Genomic DNA, 20,273 nt, shown 5'->3' with positions numbered 1-20,273 from the left:
TCCAATTGCGGTCAGTGAGCGACCGATGCCCGCCGAATGCCCGATCCTCGCAGTAGGATCGCAGTATGATCGTTGTCTGCGATACCAATGTTTTTGTTCGCGAGACACATCTTCTCCGCAAGAAAGGGGGGCCGCAGTTGATCCGGCTCCTCCGGACAGCAAAGGGTCGGTTGTTCGTCCCTGAGATATTGCAGAAGGAGTACATTGAGCAGACGCGATTAGCCGCGAGCGAGGAACGTGGTCGTGCGAGTGCGGCGATCTCGAGTTTCAAGACACTGGTCGGCGATCTAGACGATCGGCTATTGCCAGGCGATGAAGTAGTTGATCAAAGGACCCTGGAACGGCTAGCGTCGCTCGACGAGCTGCTGCTTTCAGCGCCGATGACCAAGGAGGTTCTTGCGGCCGCTGGCGAGCGCTCCCTCCAGAAGAGGAGGCCGACATCGAAATCTGACCACGGGTATAAGGACTGTCTAATTTGGGAGAGTGTGCTTCGGTTGCCGCGAGGCTCCGAGGTTCGCTTCATTTCGAGGGATAACAAAGCATTTTTTGAGGGCGATAATTTTGCGCCAGAACTCGTAGACGAGGCACGTAATCTCGGCATAGTCATTGCGGGCTACCGAGAGTTGGAACGAGCCCTACGAGAGCTGCAGGCCGGCATGCCGTCGCTAGATCTCGCCGCGGTAGAGGCGCAAGACTTCATCGAAAGGCAAGCAGAGGCAGAGGTGAAAATCGGGCCGGCTGTATTGTCCGCTACCGCCGTTCATGCGCCTCCAGGTAGACATGCTCCGGTTGCAGAGAGTTCTGACGCAGTCGAAGGTGATGCGGGCTTGGCCGATCAGAAATTGGTAAGCCTGCTCACTGGTGCACAGAAGCCGTTCGAGAATTTGGACAGAACGGTGCTAGGTTGTATTGCATATTTAGGAGATCCTACCAAACATCAGTTGTTCGAACTGCTCGGGCAGTTGGGCATAGCCATTGAGCTTGCAAGAAACGTCGCTGAGCGTTTAGCTATCTCCGGATTGATCCGCGACACTGGTAATCACTATTTGCCTAATGATGCGGCGCTCGCCAAACTTGCGGCTGCTGCGATGGAGCCTGAAATAATCCAAGTTCTGGCCAAAGGTTCCTAGGTCATGGATATTCAGACCCGCATCAAGGCTCTAACGCGCCTCGCTAAGTCGCAATCACAAGGGGCGGTGGCGGCCCTCCAGAATGAGCTTGACCAAGTAGCCGCTGCGCTGCGGTCAGAGCAAGACTATGATGCCTTGTCGCATGCGCTCGCGATCCTGGACGTCATTGGTCACAGATTTAGCGCAAGAGCAGTCGATATCTTGGACAGCTTCCTCGATCAGGTTGAGCGACGCGAGATCCTGTATTCTGATCAGCGGCAAGCGTGGGGATCTCGATACGCCAAATATCATAGTGCTCAACGACTGACAGGGGATGCGATCGAGGTTCTGGCTGGCCTCCGTTATTTTGAGACGCGGTCTGTCCTCAGAATACTCCTGCGCTTTTCCATCCACGCATCGGATGAGATTAGGAAGAAATCAATCGATGCGCTCGCCGGGTTGGCTGACTATAACATCGATGTCTTCTATGGGCCTGACCGGAAAGGAGGGCTAGGGGCCGAGCCGCAGAAAGAAGTGATTTTAGCGCTCGAGCAGTTGGCTAGCTCCGATCTGCGCCGCTTCTTTAGTGGCGCGCTGACCCTTCTTCGAGGTCTTCTTTCTCCGGTGATGGAAGCGAGCTCTTGGTCATACAGGGCGGTCACCCTTGAGCGTGGGGCGATTCCCGCGTGGCAAGAGATATCGGATGTTCGTCTTCGAAGCGTTCTGCTGCTCAAGCGGCTCTATCTATCAGCCGAAACTGTGCCTGATAGATTGGCAATTTTGAGCGCGTTGCAAGAAGCCACGCGAATGCCTGACGTTGGTGGTGATGATCAGACTTTTCGCGACATTATCGTGCGCGATGCTGCGGAGGTGATTTCGTTTTATAAGGAATTGGTGGCGACAGAAGATCTTCAAATAGTCCAGAGCATCGAGTCGCGAGGCTACTGGATCTACTTTCACGCACGTGCGGTGGAAACAAGAGAGCTTGCGCTATCTCTCGAAACGGAGATCTCGGCTCATCCGGAGTATCAAGTCTATCGAGTGCTTGTGGGGTATGAGGGGATATTTGGTAGTTGGAGGGACAGGGCCGCAGCCTCGGAGCGAGATTTCGAAGCGACGGAGCAGATGCGTCGGCGTGCTGCTTCGGAGTTCGCCGCGAGCATAAGCGAGGAATCCTATCCGAAATGGCGCACGAGAATTGTGACGTTCGCTCGGACCGAGTCAAACGACCTTGCAACTTTTCCTATATTCTACGCTTTCCTGGAGGAACTAGCGAGGTTGCATCCGTTGCTGGCACTAAAGCTAGTCACTGAAGACCATCGATCGATCGAGAGATTTCTCATTCCCATTCTGCGTGGATTGTGGGCTGGGCCTGAGCAGCTCGCAGCCCGCTCGTTGATCCTAAGTTGGATCGACGACCCAAGCGGGGAGAGAGGGCAGTACCTATTTGCCTGTACTAAGTTGTTCCTATCTAATGATGGATTGGACATTGGCTTGGTTCGACACTTGCTCGAACGAGCTGTAGAACTCAAGGATCTCGCCGCAATTCGGCAGGTTGTTTCGGTTGCAATTACGAACTATCGCTCTGGCGACACCATTCTGTTGAATGAGTTGTTTCTCCCGGCGTTGTCAGCCTTAACTCGCGAGGGTGACGCCAGTTGGGTGTTTGATGCATGGTTTAGACAGGAGCTCAACTCGTCTATCGCTGCGCTTGATGGGACGGGCGTGTCCCTAGTTCTCCAGAATCTTGAGAGCTTGCCAGTGATTGACTATCACGCCGAGAGTGTTCTCTTTGTCATTGCGCAACGTCATGCGGCTAGCGTCATGGCATTTTTTTGCAGGAGGATCGATCGCGAGCTGACCCAACAGCAAGAGGCCGGTCCGGCGGAGTTTCAAGCCGTCCCATACGATTTTGATAAGCTTCAGGAGCCGCTGTCGCACTTCCCCCAACAGGTAGTGCAGTTGGGTCGGGAGCAATTTGGTCGAGACCGTTCGCTTTTTCAGTTTTTGGGGGGACGACTCCTTAAGAACATTTTTCCAAATTTTTCAGCCGACTTTGAAAGGGAACTGTTGGAGCTGGTGAGGGCAGGTGGCGAGGCCAACTTGGCATTCGTTCTGGCTGTTCTGCGCAACTATGAGGGGCAGCCGTTCATCCATGCCGTCTGCCGCGAGATCATTCGATCTATCCCGACTGATAGCAAACTGAGGACTGAGGTCGCGATAGCTCTTGAGACGACAGGCGTTGTCTCGGGAGAGTTTGGGTTCGTGGAAGCGTATGAACGAAAACGGCAGGAAATCCTTGAGTGGCTTGTTGATCCAGATGAGCGGGTCAGCGATTTTGCTAGATCTTATATTGAAGATCTAGAAAGCATGAGGGAATCCGCGAGGAAGAGGGCTGAGGAGGATGTTGCGTTGCGGAAGCACCGTTTTGGAGAATCTCCTTAACGATGGCCACCGGAATGATGATCAGCGTCCTCGACCCAGTTGCTGAGAGGTCGGACATCGCTTTAGTTCGGCTTCGTTTTGCTTCAGGGCGACGTCTGTACTCGCGCAGGTCAAGCTCGACATCTTGCACAAGGCCGACGCGCTCGAAGCGATCCTGGCGGTCGAGAAGCCGGCCTTCGCGCGTGTTGCGCGGGCCATCATTACGGACGCCGCCGCCGGCCTCTCGACCAATCGTTCTCGCGTTGCCATGCAGGACGTACCGTCTCACCAGATGAACGGAATCAGACGCCGGCGCACACGGCGCGCGTAGTCGTCATAGCCCTCGAGGCCCGCGCGCAGCGTCTGCTCCTCGATGCCGATCCGGATGCCGAACAACAGGGCGAGGATGGGGACCGTCGCAAGTCCCCACCACGAGCCGAGCACGAGCGATGTCCCGGCGACGTAGAAGAGCGTGCCGAAATACATGGGATGGCGGACGATGGCATAGGGGCCTGTCGTGATGACGGCCTGCCCGCGGTCCGTTTGCAGTTTCACGACCGGCGCCGCGAAGCTGTTCGTGCGCATGGTCCAGTAAATGAACAACATCGCCGCCAGCAGGAGCCCGCAGCCTGCCCACTGCACGGAAGATGGCATCGCCGACCACCGCCAGCGCGCCGCATCCGCCGCCATGAAGCCCATTCCTCCGAATATGAGGAGCAGGATCGGGATGAGAATCAGCTTGTCCGCGAGCGGCTGATCCTTCTGCACGGGCGGCTTGAGGCGCTCTCTGAGCAAGCTCGGATCGACGCGCGCCATGTTTATCCCGAACGCGACCGAAAGCACGACCATCACACCGAGATAGAGCCACCCGCCGGGGTAGTCCGTCGTGCCTGCAGCACCAAAGATGATCGCGCCCATGAAGCCGAACCAGACGATCGTCTGAACGATGAGATTGAGAACGAGACCCATTTTTCTGCCTTTCTCGTCGAAGGTTCGAAGTCTTCCGCACGGCCAGCGCCGCTGCGGGTTTCCTCATTGCCGTCGTCGGCCACGTGTCCAGCGGCTCATGGCGTCCTCCATGGCGCCCCGCATGACCCGATAGAAGTCGGCCATCTCCCTGAGACGCGCGCTTGCCGCCTTGGACGCAGCTATTTCAGCTCCGGCGTTCAACTGCCCGGCCAACGCGTCGAGCAGACGATTCTGCTGCCGGACCATGGCTTCGTAGTCGTCTGCTACGGCATAGAGCGCGCGTTTTGTCCCAGGTTCGCTATGGCGACGCGCCAGCGTGTAGCTCTCGAGCAGTCGAGCGGCTACGCTTGCGCTGCTCTTGCTGATCCCGAGGCTTTCGGTGATCTGATCGAGGCTGACGGGGCGAGGGCAGAGAAGCAAATAGCCATAGAGACGGGCGGCGACGGGCGGTACGCCCCAGGGCGTGAGCAGCCGTGCCACGTCCTCCGTGAACCGCTGCTCGTCCCTGCTGGTCTTGTTTGACATATTCGGCATATTCCGAATATATAGAAGTAACGGCCGACCGCAAGCGTCAAGCGGGGGCTCATGCCTCCCTGTCGGTCCGCTGCGGCTGGTGTTTTGTAGGATCGGTATCATGTCGCCGGAGTTCACGCTTCGGCGGGAGCCATCGCGTCATGGACGAGCGGCAGACATCGAGCGTGATCGCAATCATTCCCTGCAACGACCTCGATGCAGCGGAACAGTGGTGGAACAGGCTCGGCTTCTTCAGGCCGGTCGATCAAGGCTACGAAGACTATCGGATGCTGTCAGATGGTGTTGGTGGCGAGGTGCATTTGCAGCAGGCGGTGGAAGGCTGGCTCATTCCGGGGAGCAACCCGTTTGGCGTCTACGTCTATACGCCCCGGGTCCGCGGCCTGGCCGCGGCGATGTGCCCGGAGATCGTCGAGCCGAGCCGCGCGGCCGAGCACAAGCCGTGGGGCATGTATGAATTCGCGCTAAATGGCCCTGACGACCTGCTCGTCCGCGTGGGCTGGCCGAGCCGGTTGATGACGGAGTAGGTCTGGCGTTGGCGCGAGCCTCTCGGCGCTCAATTGTCGCACCTTCATGTGAAGCACCTCACACGCACGCTCGCGTCAATGCTGCGATAAAGTACCTGCTGTGATTGTACGTGGTGAATTGGGTTTATTGAGATGCCCGCCACCACATCAGCTGAAATGAGCTGCACACGCCAGAACGACATGTTGAAATAGCCATCAACCGGCCGATTGCGTCGGTTCCTGAGAGCTATGGAGACACTATGGCTGACAAACACGAACAGAGCATGGTTGGTACGTGGACCAAAACCACGGCGGCTGCGTGTGCGGACAAATATCCCGCCACCATCACCTTCTCGACCGGCACCTACCGCGGCATGCGCGGCGAGGGGCAGGGCATGGTGTGGTGGGACGCGGGAATCTACCGTCTCGAGGATCCCAACACACTCGTCGTCGGGACGGCCAGCGATGAACTTGTGACCTATCGCATTTCACTCGAGGCCGACCGGTTTGAGTTTACGGATTCCGAGGGCTGTGTCGTGACCTATCGGCGCGCGTAGGACTGCGCACGCCACAGCTGACTTGAGATAACGCGGGCGTACCCGCGAACGAGCCCGATGCTCTTGTCGATCGCCTCGTCATTTCAACGAGGAGATTACGACATGTGCAATTGCTCAGAGCATGAATCGAGTGGCAGCCTTGCGAAGATGACCGGAGCATCGGTCGAGCCGGCGATGAAGCCGCAGGTGCCGCTGTCGCGTCAGATCAGCATCAGCGACGACGATTCCGGCGACCAGCCGGCCGCGACCGATCTGCAGCCGTTTCCGCCGTTCAGACTATGCAGGCTCGACTTTCGCGAAGGCTGCTACCAGATCAACTTCAGGCCGACGGCCGGCTTCGTGTCCTTCGAAGGCACGCTGCGCGTCGATCGCTCGGCGCCCGACGGCGGCGCGGATCATCTGATCGTCAGCGGCGATCTCTACTCGAAGCGGCCGGTGATCGGTCCGATCCCCCATCCGTTGCCGCCGGTGGGGAACAAGAACGCAGATGAAGCCGCAGCAGACGCGGGGCTGACGAGCCTCGCCGGTTCGCTCAGCGCGGTCGATGAGCCGGCTATTCCGTTCCCGATCCGCAGGCCGAGGATCCCCATCTTCCCCCGCGCGCGCTATCATTCCTATCTCAGGGTGACCAGCGTGTCCGCGCCGGTCGCGGTCCCGCTGCCGAAGAAGTGCGAGCTCACCATCGTCGCCGAGCAGTTCAATTACACGCAGCCGCCGGTCGGCCAGTTCAAGGGCACGTTCCCGGCGACGCCGTCGCGCACCGTGACGATGAAGCTTGCGAAGGTGCCGGCGCCGTTTCCGTTCTCCCTGACCGGCGGACCGTTCTACGAGGGCCGGCTGTTCGAGGGCGGTGTGGACAAGGGCAGCGTCACGCTCGCCTGGGTGTCGAAGTTCTTCCGCAGAGCGACGCTGGAAATCGATACGCTGGTCGGCGCCGTGCGGCCCGCGCCGGTGCCCGACGGCGCCGGCGGCACAGAGTTCTTCGACACGATCTTCGCCAGGACAGGCTGGCAGCTCACGGTGGTGCAGGACCAGCTCAACGTCCCGGTGCCATCAGGCGTGGTGCCGACCAACTGCTGGAGCTCTGCGGATCTGCACGCGCTGATGACGACCGTGCGCAATCCGGCGACGAATCTGGACGCCGAATGGCGCGTGCACATGATCGTCGTGCCTGCGAAGCTCGGCTGCTCGCGCGGCATCATGTACGACCAGATCGGCGTTCCCCGCGAAGGCTGCGCGAGCTTCTCCGATGACGGCTATCCCACCTCGGACTCGTCGAACTTTGGTCTGGCCGCGAACAGGAAGCAGCGCGACGTGCCGCGTGCGTTCCTGCGCAGTGCGACCCACGAGCTGACGCACACGCTGAACCAGATCCACCAGGAGCAGGAGACGGCGGCCGACAACTCGATCATGACCACGACGCCGAGCGTGGCGGACGTGCTCGGAGGTCCCGCGACCGGCGAGCCCGGCGTGTTCCCGGATCAGATCAAGCTCGCGCACAACACCAACGTCCGTCATCACCTGAACCACATGCCGGATCCGGTCATTCGTCCGGGCGGATGGCCGTTCGCAAGCTGGTTCCCGACCGGCGCGCCACAGGCCGCCGACCGGCACGACTTCGAACCTTCCGAGCTGACGCTTGCGGTGACGGCTACGACCGACCGCGTCGCGCTCGGCCAGCCGCTGGATCTGACCTGGACGATGACGAACACCAGCGGCGTGTCGCTGCGCGCGCCGAACGACGTCGGCATTGAGGCCCTGTTCGCGTCGATCACGGTCACCGATGCCGAGGGCCGTGAGCGTCCGGTGAGGCCCTTTGTGATCCTGTGCGAGCACGCGAAATTGAGCGAGCTCGAACCTGGCAAGAGCGTCACGGCCTCGGCAAAAGTGTTCTGGAGCACGGCGGGCTTTGCCTTCGAGCGACCGGGCCGCTACCGCGTCGACGTCGCCGTGTCGTGGTCGGCGCAGGGCGTGATGGTGGGCGTGCAGTCGGGGATCGACGTGTTCGTCGACTATCCGTCCAGCGCCAGCGACAACCATTCGGCCAATCTCGTGCTGCATCCCGAGGTCGGCAAATGGGTGGCGCTCGGCGGCGATGCCTATCACCTCGGCGAGGCGTGCCGGCGCTTGCAGGCGCTCAGCCAGACCGCGGCGCCGGCAGGTGCACTGGCCGTCGCCGGCGACGGTGCGCCCGCGCCGCGGGTGCTCGACGGCTTCGCGGACCTGCTGCCGGACCGCGCCAAGCTCGCCAGATTGCGTCCCGAGCTGACCGCCGACACAGGCGGCCGCGCGGAACGCGGTCCCGCGCGCGCGGCAGCCCCGGGGCGCAAACGCGCAGCGAAGGCGAAGAAGCGTACGGGGCGAAAGGGGTAAGCCGAAGCCGGAGCGACGGGTATTCATCGCCCGACCCATCCATCGCACGTCACCCGCGCCACGCACGGCGCGGGTGACGCACGACGCGCCGTCAGAACCGGGCGTCGATGTCGACGACGTCGATCAGCTTGTGATTGACGAACTCCTTGAGGCCGAGCCCCAGCAATTCGCGTCCGTAGCCGGAGCGGCGGATGCCGCCGAAGGGCAGGTCGGCCTCGACCTTGGTCGGGTGGTTGACGAACACCATGCCGGTCGAGATCTTCCTGGCGACGTCCGCGCCGTGCTTCGTGTCGGAGGTGAACACCGAGCCGCCGAGGCCGAACGGGGAATCATTGGCGATGCGCACGGCATCATTCTCGTCCCTGGCGCGAAATAGCATCGAGACGGGGCCGAAGAATTCCCAGTAGCGCGCCGGATTGTCGTCGGCGACATCGGTCAGGATCGTCGGCTGCACGAAGGCGCCCTGGTTGGGGACGGGCGGGCCGACCTGCTCGGCCTTGGCGCCATGCGCAACGGCCTGGCGGATCTTCTCCTTGATCTCGTCGGCCGCGGCCTGCGAAGAGAGCGGCGCGAGCGTGGTTTCGGGGGCGAAGGGGTCGCCCGCCCTGAGGCCGGCCACGCCCTCGCGGTAGCGCGCAAGAAATTCGTCATAGACCGCATCGACGATGATCATGCGCTTGGACGAGACGCAGACCTGACCGCCGTTCCAGTGACGGCCGAACACCGCCCATTTGATCGTCTTGGCCATGTCGGCGTCGGCGAGCACGACGAACGCGTCGGCGCCGCCGAGCTCCATGGTCGACTTCTTCAGCGCCTTGCCGGCCTGCGCGGCGACGACCGCGCCGGCATCTTCCGAGCCCGTGAGCGCCACGCCATGGACGCGCGGATCGTTGATGATCGTCTCGACCTGCGAGCGGGTCGCGTAGAGATTGATGAAGGCGCCCTCGGGCAGCCCCGCCTCACGCATCAGCCGTTCGAACGCCGCCGCGCTCTGCGGCACGTTGGAGGCGTGCTTCAGCAGCATGGTGTTGCCGGCCGAAAGCTGCGGGGCGATGATGCGGGCGATCTGGTAGTAAGGGAAGTTCCAGGGTTCGATGGCGAGCAGCACGCCGAGCGGCTCGCAGACGATGACGGCCTCGCCCTCGGCGGGATCGGCGACAGTCAATTTCTCCGGCCGGAGCAGGCTTTCGGCATTCTGGACGTAATATTCGAAGATCTTCGCGGACAATTCGACCTCGGCCTTCGCTTCGGTGAACAGCTTGCCCATCTCGAGCGTCAGGAGCTTTGCGTAGGCGTCGGCGTCCTTGCGCAGCAGGTCGGCTGCCTTTTGCAGGATCGCGCCGCGCGCGGCAAAGGACGTCTCGCGCCAGGCAAGGAAGGCCGCATGCGCCGCGTCGATCGCGCGGGCGACCTCGGCATCGGTGGCGGTGGGGAATGTCTCGAGGACTTCACCCGTGTAGGGGTAGGTGGTTGCGTAGGCCATGTGTCGTTCTCGCTCCAGGCATCGTGCAGTGCTTGGTGCCGGCTGCCTTCATGCGCTTCCGACGGGACTGCTGATGAAAGGATGGATCACAACCCAATTCGTCACTTTGAGACAGGTCAATCGAGATGCCTCAGCGCCGTTCACGAGACTGCGAGCGGGCGGTGGTCGGACCTGTCGTCATCAGGGGGCACTGCACAGCACCCCGGCACAAACGCGGGATGTGGGTTGCGCTGTCTCATGATACGCCAGCCACATCGTCCTCTCCGGAGCCCGCCTTCATGTCCGTCGCGACCACCGCCAATCAAGCCCCCGCAACCGCCGCTGAGACCGATCCCGAAACGCTCGGCTGGATGAAGGGCTTCCCGCCGGCGCCGGAGCGGACGATCACCTTCCAGGACGGCTCGTTCCGCAGCTTCCCCGAGCTGCGCTGGGCCTGGAGCAATATCCGCCAATTGGTGCCGACCGTGAACGTCTGGCGCGGGGCGGGACCGGCATCGCCGCTGCCGCGCGAGGACCACGACATCGGCGCGGTCGCCTCGACCACGATGGACGGCCGTCCCATGACCTTCGCGAAAGTGCTGGAGGAGACCTACACCGACGGCATCGCCGTGCTGCATCGGGGCAAGCTGATCTACGAGCGCTACTTCGGTGCGTTGAAGCCGCACAAGCCGCATATCGGAATGTCGGTAACGAAATCCTTCACCGGCGTGCTCGCGGGCATTCTGGTCACCGAGGGCAAGATCGATCCGCAGGCACCGGTCACGGACTATGTACCGGAGCTGAAGGCGAGCGCATTTGGCGATGCGCGCGTGCACGAGGTCATGGATATGACGACCGGCCTCGAATACACCGAAGTCTACACCGACAGGAATTCGCATGTTTGGGGCTTGCGGCGCGCCAACGGCATGGCGCCGATCCCGCCTGATTATGACGGCCCGACCACCATTTTCGATTTCCTCGTCGCGCAGAAGAAGCAGGGCGAGCACGGCAAGGCCTTTGCCTACAAGACCGTCAACACCGACGTGCTGGCCTGGATCTGCCGGCGCGCCAGCGCCTGACACTGTCCGATGTTCTCTCCGAGCGGATCTGGACGCAAATCGGCGCGGAAGAGGACGCGCATTATCACGTCGACCGCATCGGCACCGAGAGCGGCGGCGGCGGTCTCTCGACCACTTTGCGCGATCTCGCCCGCTTCGGCGAGACCATGCGCAATCACGGCCGTTTTAATGGCCGCCAGATCGTGCCGTCGTCCGTTGTCGAGGACATTTCGCGCGGCGGCGATCCCGAGAAATTCAAGCCGGCCGGCTACACCACGTTGCCAGGTGCCTCCTATCGCAATCAATGGTGGGTGACGCACAACCCCCACGGCGCCTACATGGCGCGCGGCGTCCACGGCCAGGGCATCTACGTCGATCCCAAGGCCGAGATGGTGATCGCGCGCTACGCCTCGCACCCTGTCGCGGGCAACGCCGCCAACGATCCCGTGACGCTGCCGGCCTACATGGCGCTGGCAAAGGCGCTGATTGCGGGCGGATGAGGTGAGGTTGTAGGATGGGTAGAGCGATAGCGAAACCCATCGGCTTCTCTCGCGGAGCACCAGCGATGATGGGTTTCGCTGCGCTCTACCCACCCTACGAGTCCCCAAACCGCAAGATCGGTCGAGCACGTCGCAGCCGTCAGCGACTAACTGGAGCCGCCACGGAGGAGGGACGATGAAGGCGGCGCTGCAAAATTATCAGGATCGGATGCGGCGGGTGCTGGAGCATATCGACCGGCATCTTGACGCTGATCTGGACCTCGACACGCTGAGCGCTGTTGCGGCCTTCTCGAAATTTCATTTCCACCGGCAGTTCACGGCGACCTTCGGGCTGTCCGTGCATCGCTATGTTCAGCTTGCCCGTATGAAGCGCGCTTCGCATCGGCTGGCCTACAGGGACGACGAAAGCGTCACCGACATCGCGATGGATGCCGGCTACGACGCACCGGACGCCTTCGCCCGCGCCTTTCGGCAACGGTTCGGGCAATCGCCGTCGTCGTTCCGGAAATCTCCCGACTGGGAGCCGTGGCTTGCGGCCTTCGGGCCTCTCGACAACGCGAGGAGCAAGCTCATGCAGAAGACCTTTACCCCTGACGACGTGACGATCCGCGATGTCCCGCCCACACGGGTGGCGATCATGGAGCATCGGGGCGACCCGGCGACGCTTCCTGCCACCATCCAGCGGTTCATCGCCTGGCGCAGGGCGGCTAACCTCCACCCCAGGACAAGTCCGACCTTCAATGTCTGGCGTTCCGAGCGGCGTCCCGCCTCGCCGGCCGATTACAGCGTGGACCTCTGCGCCGGGACCGACCAGCCGATCCAGGCGAATGGCGAAGCGATCAAGGCCGGCGAGATCCCCGGCGGACGTTGCGCGGTGCTGCGCGTCGTCGGCCACACCGACAATCTGGAGCCCGCCGCGCTCTACCTTTATCGCGACTGGCTTCCGGCCAGCGGCGAGGAAGCGCGCGACTTCCCGATTTATTGCCAGCGGCTGAGCTTGTTCCCGGAGGTGCCGGAGCATGAGGCGGTCGCGGAGCTTTTCCTGCCGCTGAAATAGCGCACCTGACGGCGGCCTGTCCGTTTCGGTCGTAGGAGACGGACTGGTCGCTATCGAGTTGGCGGTTAAGCCGCTTATGCCATCTCGCGCCAGCGCATCGGCAATACGCCGTCCTGCCTGAAACTGTCGAGGAAGCGGAAGCGGGCGGCTTGCGGATTGGGACGGGCTTCGATCGTCGTATCGAGGATCTGCACGACGTCGTTCTCGTCATAGGCGGGCCAGGGTGGCAGACCTGATCCGTTCGGATTCCCCTGCGTCGCGAAATTCACCCAGTAACCCATCATCGTCCGCGCCAGCGCGCGGTCCTCCTCGGCCGGCGGTGCTGTGCTGCCGATCACCTGTTGCGGCGTCAGCGTGCCGAACACGAACGGGATTTCGGTGACATGCGAGGCGATCGGCGTGTAGCGCGACGTATAGCTGAACAGATAGCCGTAGGCGGGCGCGCGCCGGCGACGCCGATGCAGCCGCAGCGACTGCCAGCACTGCTCGCCGATCACGGCGTCGCCGGTGAGGGCCGCCGCGGAGGCCTTCGCCTCGGCATCGGTCGCGGCAGGGTAGACCTTCAGGAAATCGGCCATGCGTTCCCCGCCGAACATTGCCTCGGCCGCGGTGAGAAAGGCGCGCGCCGAGTGGTCGGGCAGGGATTGCGCAGGGAAGGGGAATTCCTCCGCGCTATTCCAGCCCGCCAGCAACGGGATGTGCATCTGCTCGCCGCGCAGGAATCTGCGGGCGGGCACGTCGGGCACCACATCATGATCGATGCTCGGTGAGAATGCCGAGACAACGGGGCTGGCCTTGAAGCTCCATGGTGCGGCTGCATTCAACTGATCGGCCGGCATCGCGCGCAAGGCGGCGATGGACTCATCGCCTTGTTGCCGGGCGAACGCGAGACCGCGCGCGCGGGCTTCTTCAAAACTCTGAAGTGGCCCGTGCTTGCCATCCCAGAACGCGCCGCTCTGTCCGATGGCCTTGTGAAACAGTCCGTGCGCGAGCGGCGAGGCCATCAGGATCCCGACTGCCATGGCGCCGGCGGACTCGCCGAACAGGGTGACGTTGTCAGGATCGCCGCCGAAGCCGGCAATGTTGGCCTTGACCCAGCGCAGCGCCGCCAGTTGGTCTCTGAGGCCGTAATTGCCCGACGGCGCTTCCGCGTCGAGATCAGGATGGGCGAGGAAGCCGAAGACGCCGAGGCGATAGTTGAAGCTGACGACGACGACCCCGCTGGCCGCCAGCGCGCCTCCGTCGGTCGCGGGGTTGGCCGAGGAGCCGAATTGAAAGCCCCCGCCATGAATCCACACCATCACGGGCCGCCTCTCGTCCGGATGCTCCGCTGTGGTCCAGACATTGAGATAGAGGCAATCCTCGTCGCGCGGTCCCGGCCGATGGTCGTTTTCGAGAGCTGAAAGACAGCCTGCGCCAAACACACTTGCATCTCGCACGCCGTCCCAAGGCGCTGGCGGCCGCGGTGCGCACCAGCGCAGCCGTCCAACCGGGGGCGCCGCGTAGGGGATGCCCTTGAACGACAGCACGCCGCTTGCGTCCCGCACGCCGCCGCGCACGAAACCGGCTTGGGTGCGGACCACACGTCCGAGTTCGGCTGCTGTCGCGGTCGTGAAGGCATTCATGGTCGTATCCCGTCATCGGTAGGCGCCTGGCCGCCGCCCGGCAGGTTTGGCAGCAACCTATCGACTTTCGCCCTCGTTGAATTTAGATATTTAGCCAATCAATGACTAAAAACCGGCAGCATGCGGCAACCCCTTCGCTTTCCATGGTCCAGCCTCGATGTGGACGATCGCTCCGCCCCGGTCATCGCCGTGCGCGTTGACGTGACGGGGACCAAGGGGGAGGTCCCCGATCACAGCCACCGCAAGGGACAACTGGTCTTCGCGTTGGGAGGTGGTGTCACATGTCGCGTTCCCAGTGGCCTGTGGATGGTGCCGCCACATTGCGCGGTGTGGATTCCCGGCGGCATGCAGCACAGCAACCTCGCCACAGAGAATGCCCGGCTGTTTTTCGTCTACATCGAGCCCGACATCGTGGACCTGCCGGGTCGATGCTGCACGCTGTCGATCTCGCCGCTGCTGCGTGAGCTGATCGTCGAGTTGTGCGATCAGGTCGGGGATGACTTGGCGAGGGTGGACCTCCTGGCGAGCGTCCTGCTCCGCGAGCTGCCGCGCATGCCCGTCCAGCAGCTCCATCTGCCGCTCTCGTCCGAGCCGCGGTTGAAGCGGATCGCGGCTGCGCTGGCAAAAGATCCTTCCGACCGCAGGACCCTCGCCGAATGGTCGAAGCGCGTCGCGCTCAGCGAGAGCAGCCTCGCGCGTCTCGTCGTCAGGGAAACGGGTCTGAGCTTCGGGCGCTGGCGCCAGCAATTGCACCTGATCGTCGCCCTGCGAGAACTCACTGCCGGCGCCAGCGTGCAGCAGGTCTCGGCCGATCTCGGCTACGAGTCCGTCGCGGCCTTCATCACGATGTTCAAGAAGGCGCTCGGCAACCCCCCGGCAAAATATCTCAGCAGTATCGTGCGGGATGCGTAGGGAAGCACGCAACTTCCCGATCTATTGCCAGCGGCGGAGCTTCTTCCCGGAGGTGCCGGAGCACGAGGCGGTTGGGGACCTTTTTCTGCCGCTGAAGGAGGGGCACCGAATTCCAGGCGTCGAACGTCGTGAATATAAGACTTGACTTATATTAGTGCAGATCGATATTTGCCCTTGCGATCAACGACAAGGAGGAATGCAATGGAGATCGACGTCGCCAGAGTCTTGGGGCTTGTGACGCGTTCGGTGCGGAATTTCGAGAAAGACGGCAAGCCGGCCAGCGCGGTGACACTGACGCGGCTTTACGAGACGAGCGTTGACGATCTTTGGGACGCGGTGACCAGCAGGGAGCGCATTCCGCGCTGGTTCTTGCCGGTCGAGGGAGACCTCCAGCTCGGCGGAAGGTACCAGCTCAAGGGCAATGCGGGCGGCACCATCACGGCATGTACGCCGCCGACCCATTTTGCAGCGACGTGGGAATTCGGTGGTGCGATGAGCTGGATCGACGTCCAGCTCGCGGCAGAACGACATCAGGCGCGGTTGACGCTGGAGCACACCGCGATCATCGAGGATCACTGGAATCAGTTCGGCCCAGGCGCCGTGGGTATCGGTTGGGACCTCGCCATTGCCGGACTTGAGCGATATGTTGCCACCGGGGCATCGGTCGACCATGAGACGGCCGAGGCATGGATGGGATCTCCTGCGGGCAAGGAATTCATGACACGAAGCGGCGAGCAATGGCGCGAGGCGCATGTCGCGAGCGGGGTCGACCCTGACACGGCGAAGCAGCGCTCGGACCGCACCATCGCCTTCTATCGCGGCGAGATGCCGCCCGATGTCGCACATCCAGGCACAGGAAGCTGATGCACGTCTTCGAGGTCCTCGCCGATCCCGTGCGCCGTCGCATCCTCGAGCTGCTGTCGCCCGGGGAAATGGCGTCCGGCGAGGTCGTCGAGGCGATCGGGGCGGAGTTCGGAATCACGCAGGCCGCCGTGTCGCAGCACCTTAAGGTGCTGCGCGAGAGCGGCTTCGCGACGGTTCGGGCGGAGGCGCAAAGGCGGCTCTATTCGGTCGACGTTGCGGGGCTTCGCGCGGTGGATGCGTGGATCGGTCAGTTCAGGAATTTCTGGGAGCCGAAGCTGGACGCGCTGGCGACCGAGATCGCGCGCGGCAAGCGGGAGCGTCGTCACGCTCCCGTCACCAAACGGAGCGGGAAGAGGGCTTGAAGGCGTCGCGAACAAGGTGGCGAAGCCGCCTTAGCGTCACGGTCACCCCCGCGACATTTTCTCGAACTTCTTCACCAGCCGTTCCCGCTTCAGCCGCGACAGCCGCTGGATCCAGAACATCCCGTCGAGCTGATCGATCTCGTGCTGGTGACAGACGGCGGGCAGGGCTTCCGACTCCTCGGTCTGCATGGTGCCGTCGAGATCCCAGTAGCTGATGCGCACGCGGGCGTGACGCTGGACCTCGTCGTTGACCCCGGGCATCGAGACGCTGCCCTCCCGGTGCATGATCATCTCGGGCGAAGCCCATGTGATCTCAGGATTGACATAGGTCCGTGCGCCGTCTTTGGCGTCGAGCTCGAGCACCACGACGCGCAAGGGCACGCCGATATGCGGAGCCGTGATGCCGATGCCGGGCGCGGCGCGCATGGTGTCGAGCAGGTCCGCGGCGAGCTCGCGGAGCTCGTCGTCGAACGCAGTGACGGGGCGGGCAGGAATCGCCAGCCGGCGGTCGGGGTAGCGGGCGAGGGGGCGGATGGTCATGCACGCTCCTACCACTCACGGATGGTTGAAGCACCTCGTTCTTGACGCCCTACCAACTGGAAGGTAGTTCATGCGCCATGACCAACGTTTCCTCGACCGCCGACGACATCCTGGCCTGCGCGCGCACGCTGATCATTGCCGGCGGCTATAACGGCTTCAGCTACGCCGACATCGCCGACATCGTCGGCATCCGCAAGCCGAGCATCCACCACCATTTCGCCAGCAAGGTCGACCTGGTCCGCACCCTCGTGTCGCGCTATCGCGAGGAGGCCGCGGCGGGACTCTCCGCCATCGAGCGCAACATCCCGGACCCCGGCGCACAGCTCAAAAGCTATCTCGCCTATTGGGAGGCGTGCATCAAGGACGCGACGGCTCCGTTCTGCGTGTGTGCGCTTCTTGCCAGTGAGCTTCCGCTCCTGCCCGAGGAGGTGGCGCTTGAAGTGCGCGCCCATTTCCGCGCCCTGGCATCCTGGCTGACCTCAGTGATGGAGCGCGGCAAGCGGCAGGGGCGGCTACAGCTTTCCGGCACGGCGCGGGTCGAGGCCGAAGGATTCATGGCCACGGTTCACGGCGCGATGCTGTCGGCGCGTGCCTATGGCGATCCCAAGATGTTCGGTGTCATCACCCGGCCGCTGCTGGAGCGGCTGTCCGCAACGCGCTGAGATCCACCCGGCGGGCCCCCCGACAATCACACAAGCTGCAAGCCACCTGCGTCGATGCAATTTCGCTTCGCTCGAGAAACTACCAACTAGTAGGTAAGGAGACTGTCATGAGAGATCATCATCAGCCGGATTCGGCCGGTCAGGAGCAATGGCTGAGGCTGTACTACTTCACGCGCGCGGGGTTTTCCGTCGCCTGGGTTGCCGCTGCGTTTGCCGTCGGTCAGTCCTCCGCGCCGGTCGCCGGAGCTTTGCTCGTCGCCTATCCGGCGTGGGACGCCGCGGCCAATTGGCTCGACGCGCTGCGCAGCGGTGGGCTCAGCCAGAACCGCACCCAGGCTCTGAACGTCCTGGTCAGTCTGGCGACCACAGTCGCGGTCGTCCTTGCCTTGCAGGTCAGCATGAACTGGGTGCTCGGCGTGTTCGGTGCATGGGCGATCCTGTCCGGATTGCTGCAGCTCGGGACGGCAATCCGGCGCTGGAGGCGTTTTGGCGCGCAGTGGGCCATGGCGCTCAGCGGTGGCCAATCAGCGCTGGCAGGCGGCTTCTTCATCGCTCAAGCCGCGATGCCCGCGGCTCCGTCGATCACGAATGTCGCCGGTTATGCTGCGGTCGGCGCGCTCTACTTCCTGGTCTCGGCGATCTGGCTCACCGTCAGCGCGTGGCGGCGTGGCGCCAGGCGGGCTCAGCTGGGGTGATGCGATGGCGTTGGCGGGATCATGACAGGATGCCGGTGTTTTGCCCGACGAGTCAAATTGCGGCCTGGTATCGCAAGTGATCGGCATCGCAAATGACCGACATCGTAAGTCATTGATCCCGCAGCGCCCGCCTACTGTGCATGGGGTTGTTTTCGAGGTTTTTGTTCTCGTGGCCGAACTAGCCGTCCGGATAGGGCTTGCCATCCTTGTGCAGGAACCGGCCGTCGGAAGCCGGGCTCATCATGTCGATGTCGGAGCAGGTGATGAGGTCGGCGGGCGAGCGCGAGCCGATTTCGAGGTAGAGGGCAATCGCGTCCGACCGGTTGATCATGTGATGGCCGTTGCCGCTGCCTTTCGGAAAGGCGGCGCAATCGCCCGCGCGCAAGACGGTTTCACCGTCGTCCTCGATCAGTGTCAGTTCGCCTTCGAGCAAATAGACGAACTCGTCCTCATGCGAATGCCAGTGCCGCTGGCTCGACCAGCTGCCCGGCGGCAGCCGCATCAAATTGACGCCGAAATCGGAAAGGCCTCCGGCGTTGCCGAGCCGCTGCCGGATGCGCTCGGCGCAAGGAAGACTGAAGGGCGAGGGATAGCCGGAGCCTCTGCGCTCCGGCACTGCGGCGATGTCGATCTTGGGCATGCGGGTGCTTTCCTGAAGCCTTTGGAGTTATGAGGCGCGAACAGGCCGCATCAGGGGCGGCGCTTGCGGAACCGCGCACCGGCGGCGCGGTCGCGATCGCCGGAAAATTAAAGTACCGTCGCCTGTCGGCGCGCGCCAATCCCAATCGTCTTTCACTCAGACAGACTGACGGGAGACAAGGAAAATGAACTCGTCCTACTATCGCTGGGTGATCGTCGCCGCCGGCGGCCTGCTTGGCTGTGTCGCGATCGGCGGCATGTTTTCGCTGCCGGTGTTCCTGCAGCCGATCGCCAAGGACACCGGCTGGTCGGTGACCGGCATCTCCAGCGCCATGACGATCGGCTTTCTGGCGATGGCCTTCACCAGCATGGCCTGGGGCACCGCGACGGACAGGTTCGGGCCGCGGCCGGTGGTGCTGACGGGCTCGACGGTGTTGGCGCTGAGCCTGTTCGGGGCGAGCCATGCGACCTCGCTCATTGCGTTCCAGTTCGTGTTCGGCCTCTTGGTCGGTGCCTCCTGCGCGGCGATCTTCGCGCCGATGATGGCGACCGTCACCGGCTGGTTCGACACCCACCGCAGCCTCGCGGTCTCGCTGGTGTCGGCCGGCATGGGCATGGCGCCGATGACGATGTCGCCGCTCGCGGCCTGGCTCGTCTCCGGCCATGACTGGCGCACCTCGATGCAGATCGTGGCACTGGTGGTCGGCGCCATCATGATCCCGGTATCGCTGCTGGTGCGCCGTCCGCCCGCGCTTGCGCAGGCGATGCCCGTGCCGTCGGGTGAGGACGCCGCGCAGGCGGAGATGTCGCTGGGGGAGGCGCTGCGCTCGCCGCAATTCCTCATCCTGCTCGCGACCAATTTCTTCTGCTGCGCCACCCATTCCGGCCCGATCATCCACACCGTCAGCTATGCCGTGAGCTGCGGCATTCCGCTGATCGCGGCGGTGACGATCTACAGCATCGAGGGTTTTGCCGGCATGGGCGGCCGCATCGCCTTCGGCCTGCTCGGCGATCGCTTCGGCGCCAAGCGCGTGCTGGTCACGGGCCTGCTGTTGCAGGCGTTCGGCGCACTCGCCTACGTCTTCGCGCATCAGCTCGCGGCGTTCTACGCGGTCGGCGCCATCTTCGGCTTCATCTATGCTGGCACCATGCCGCTCTACGCGGTGCTGGTGCGCGAAAACTTTCCGCTGCGCATGATGGGCACGGTGATCGGCGGCACCGCGATGGCCGGCAGCCTCGGCATGGCGACGGGGCCGCTCGCCGGCGGCCTGATCTACGACGCGTTCTCGAGCTACGCCTGGCTCTACATCGCCTCCTGGGCGATGGGCCTCGGCGCCTTCCTGATGGCGATGACCTTCCGCCCGTTCGCGAAGCCGCAAGGGCAGGCGGCGACTGCAGCGGCGTGAGACTGTAGCCCGGGTGAGCGAA

General features: G+C 63.1%; 18 protein-coding genes and 1 pseudogene. 13 read left to right on the top strand and 6 right to left on the bottom strand.

Annotated features, from left to right (window positions below; translation table 11 throughout):
* Positions 1-65: 65 nt before the first annotated feature.
* A complete protein-coding gene (locus tag EI171_RS27705; protein ID WP_161535216.1) occupies positions 66-1,130 on the top strand; it encodes a PIN domain-containing protein in 1,065 nt (354 codons plus the stop codon).
* A 3-nt stretch (positions 1,131-1,133) separates the two neighbouring features.
* Positions 1,134-3,554 carry a hypothetical protein gene (locus EI171_RS27700; protein ID WP_161535215.1) on the top strand — a complete coding sequence of 807 codons (2,421 nt, stop codon included), beginning with the start codon at positions 1,134-1,136 and terminating at the stop codon, positions 3,552-3,554.
* A gap of 264 nt (positions 3,555-3,818) precedes the next feature.
* On the opposite strand, the gene EI171_RS27695 is transcribed toward EI171_RS27700, so the two are convergent.
* A complete protein-coding gene (locus tag EI171_RS27695) occupies positions 3,819-4,502 on the bottom strand; it encodes an isoprenylcysteine carboxylmethyltransferase family protein (protein ID WP_161535214.1) in 684 nt (227 codons plus the stop codon).
* Between the two features lie 63 nt (positions 4,503-4,565).
* Positions 4,566-5,027 carry a GbsR/MarR family transcriptional regulator gene (locus EI171_RS27690; protein ID WP_246740270.1) on the bottom strand — a complete coding sequence of 154 codons (462 nt, stop codon included), beginning with the start codon at positions 5,025-5,027 and terminating at the stop codon, positions 4,566-4,568.
* Between the two features lie 149 nt (positions 5,028-5,176).
* Between EI171_RS27690 and EI171_RS27685 the strand changes: the two genes are divergently transcribed.
* The 3 genes from EI171_RS27685 to EI171_RS27675 all read left to right on the top strand — a co-directional run bounded on the left by EI171_RS27685 (position 5,177) and on the right by EI171_RS27675 (position 8,469).
* The gene (locus tag EI171_RS27685) at positions 5,177-5,560 is read left to right on the top strand and encodes a glyoxalase (RefSeq protein WP_161535212.1); all 384 of its coding nucleotides are present in this window, start codon (positions 5,177-5,179) and stop codon (positions 5,558-5,560) included.
* 239 nt (positions 5,561-5,799) lie between these two features.
* The gene (locus EI171_RS27680) at positions 5,800-6,096 is read left to right on the top strand and encodes a hypothetical protein (protein ID WP_060911690.1); all 297 of its coding nucleotides are present in this window, start codon (positions 5,800-5,802) and stop codon (positions 6,094-6,096) included.
* 102 nt (positions 6,097-6,198) lie between these two features.
* Entirely contained in the window at positions 6,199-8,469 is a 2,271-nt protein-coding gene (locus EI171_RS27675) for a hypothetical protein (RefSeq protein WP_161535211.1), read from the top strand.
* Between the two features lie 91 nt (positions 8,470-8,560).
* Here the strand turns inward: EI171_RS27675 and EI171_RS27670 are convergent, their stop codons facing one another.
* A complete protein-coding gene (locus EI171_RS27670) occupies positions 8,561-9,952 on the bottom strand; it encodes an NAD-dependent succinate-semialdehyde dehydrogenase (RefSeq protein ID WP_028171020.1) in 1,392 nt (463 codons plus the stop codon).
* 278 nt (positions 9,953-10,230) lie between these two features.
* Between EI171_RS27670 and EI171_RS27665 the strand changes: the two are divergent.
* Together EI171_RS27665 and EI171_RS27660 are read left to right on the top strand one after the other, a co-directional pair.
* A pseudogene (locus EI171_RS27665) lies at positions 10,231-11,489 on the top strand (serine hydrolase domain-containing protein).
* Between the two features lie 175 nt (positions 11,490-11,664).
* Positions 11,665-12,546 (top strand): GyrI-like domain-containing protein, encoded by an 882-nt coding sequence (locus tag EI171_RS27660; RefSeq protein ID WP_011086776.1) that lies wholly within the window; start codon positions 11,665-11,667, stop codon positions 12,544-12,546.
* A gap of 74 nt (positions 12,547-12,620) precedes the next feature.
* Here EI171_RS27660 and EI171_RS27655 read toward each other — a convergent pair whose 3' ends face one another.
* Positions 12,621-14,171: a carboxylesterase/lipase family protein gene (locus EI171_RS27655; RefSeq protein WP_161535210.1), complete on the bottom strand. Its 1,551-nt coding sequence runs from the start codon at positions 14,169-14,171 to the stop codon at positions 12,621-12,623.
* 120 nt (positions 14,172-14,291) lie between these two features.
* Between EI171_RS27655 and EI171_RS27650 the strand changes: the two genes are divergently transcribed.
* The 3 genes from EI171_RS27650 to EI171_RS27640 all read left to right on the top strand — a co-directional run bounded on the left by EI171_RS27650 (position 14,292) and on the right by EI171_RS27640 (position 16,309).
* On the top strand, positions 14,292-15,083 hold the full coding sequence (locus EI171_RS27650) for a helix-turn-helix domain-containing protein (protein ID WP_161535209.1): 792 nt from the start codon (positions 14,292-14,294) through the stop codon (positions 15,081-15,083).
* Positions 15,084-15,284: 201 nt separating this feature from the next.
* On the top strand, positions 15,285-15,947 hold the full coding sequence (locus tag EI171_RS27645) for an SRPBCC family protein (RefSeq protein WP_011086779.1): 663 nt from the start codon (positions 15,285-15,287) through the stop codon (positions 15,945-15,947).
* Positions 15,947-16,309 (top strand): helix-turn-helix transcriptional regulator, encoded by a 363-nt coding sequence (locus EI171_RS27640; RefSeq protein WP_028171024.1) that lies wholly within the window; start codon positions 15,947-15,949, stop codon positions 16,307-16,309. Before EI171_RS27645 ends, EI171_RS27640 begins: the two co-directional genes overlap by 1 nt.
* A gap of 42 nt (positions 16,310-16,351) precedes the next feature.
* On the opposite strand, the gene EI171_RS27635 is transcribed toward EI171_RS27640, so the two are convergent.
* Positions 16,352-16,849: a peptide deformylase gene (locus EI171_RS27635; protein ID WP_161535208.1), complete on the bottom strand. Its 498-nt coding sequence runs from the start codon at positions 16,847-16,849 to the stop codon at positions 16,352-16,354.
* 77 nt (positions 16,850-16,926) lie between these two features.
* Here EI171_RS27635 and EI171_RS27630 point away from each other — a divergent pair, with 77 nt between their 5' ends.
* Both EI171_RS27630 and EI171_RS27625 read left to right on the top strand, forming a co-directional pair.
* Complete coding sequence (locus EI171_RS27630) at positions 16,927-17,511, top strand: TetR/AcrR family transcriptional regulator (RefSeq protein WP_028171026.1); 585 nt, start codon at positions 16,927-16,929, stop codon at positions 17,509-17,511.
* 107 nt (positions 17,512-17,618) lie between these two features.
* Complete coding sequence (locus EI171_RS27625) at positions 17,619-18,206, top strand: membrane protein (protein ID WP_028171027.1); 588 nt, start codon at positions 17,619-17,621, stop codon at positions 18,204-18,206.
* Between the two features lie 178 nt (positions 18,207-18,384).
* Here the strand turns inward: EI171_RS27625 and EI171_RS27620 are convergent, their stop codons facing one another.
* The gene (locus EI171_RS27620; RefSeq protein ID WP_161535207.1) at positions 18,385-18,846 is read right to left on the bottom strand and encodes a cupin domain-containing protein; all 462 of its coding nucleotides are present in this window, start codon (positions 18,844-18,846) and stop codon (positions 18,385-18,387) included.
* Positions 18,847-19,030: 184 nt separating this feature from the next.
* Here EI171_RS27620 and EI171_RS27615 point away from each other — a divergent pair, with 184 nt between their 5' ends.
* Positions 19,031-20,251, top strand: coding sequence for an MFS transporter (locus EI171_RS27615; protein WP_161535206.1), 1,221 nt, complete (start codon positions 19,031-19,033; stop codon positions 20,249-20,251).
* The last annotated feature ends 22 nt before the right edge of the window (positions 20,252-20,273 follow it).

Source organism: Bradyrhizobium sp. LCT2, from assembly GCF_009931255.1.
In the GTDB taxonomy this organism is placed as follows: Bacteria; Pseudomonadota; Alphaproteobacteria; order Rhizobiales; family Xanthobacteraceae; genus Bradyrhizobium; species Bradyrhizobium diazoefficiens.
Note: the sequence above shows the minus strand (reverse complement) of the source record. Positions and strands in the feature narration are given on the sequence as shown.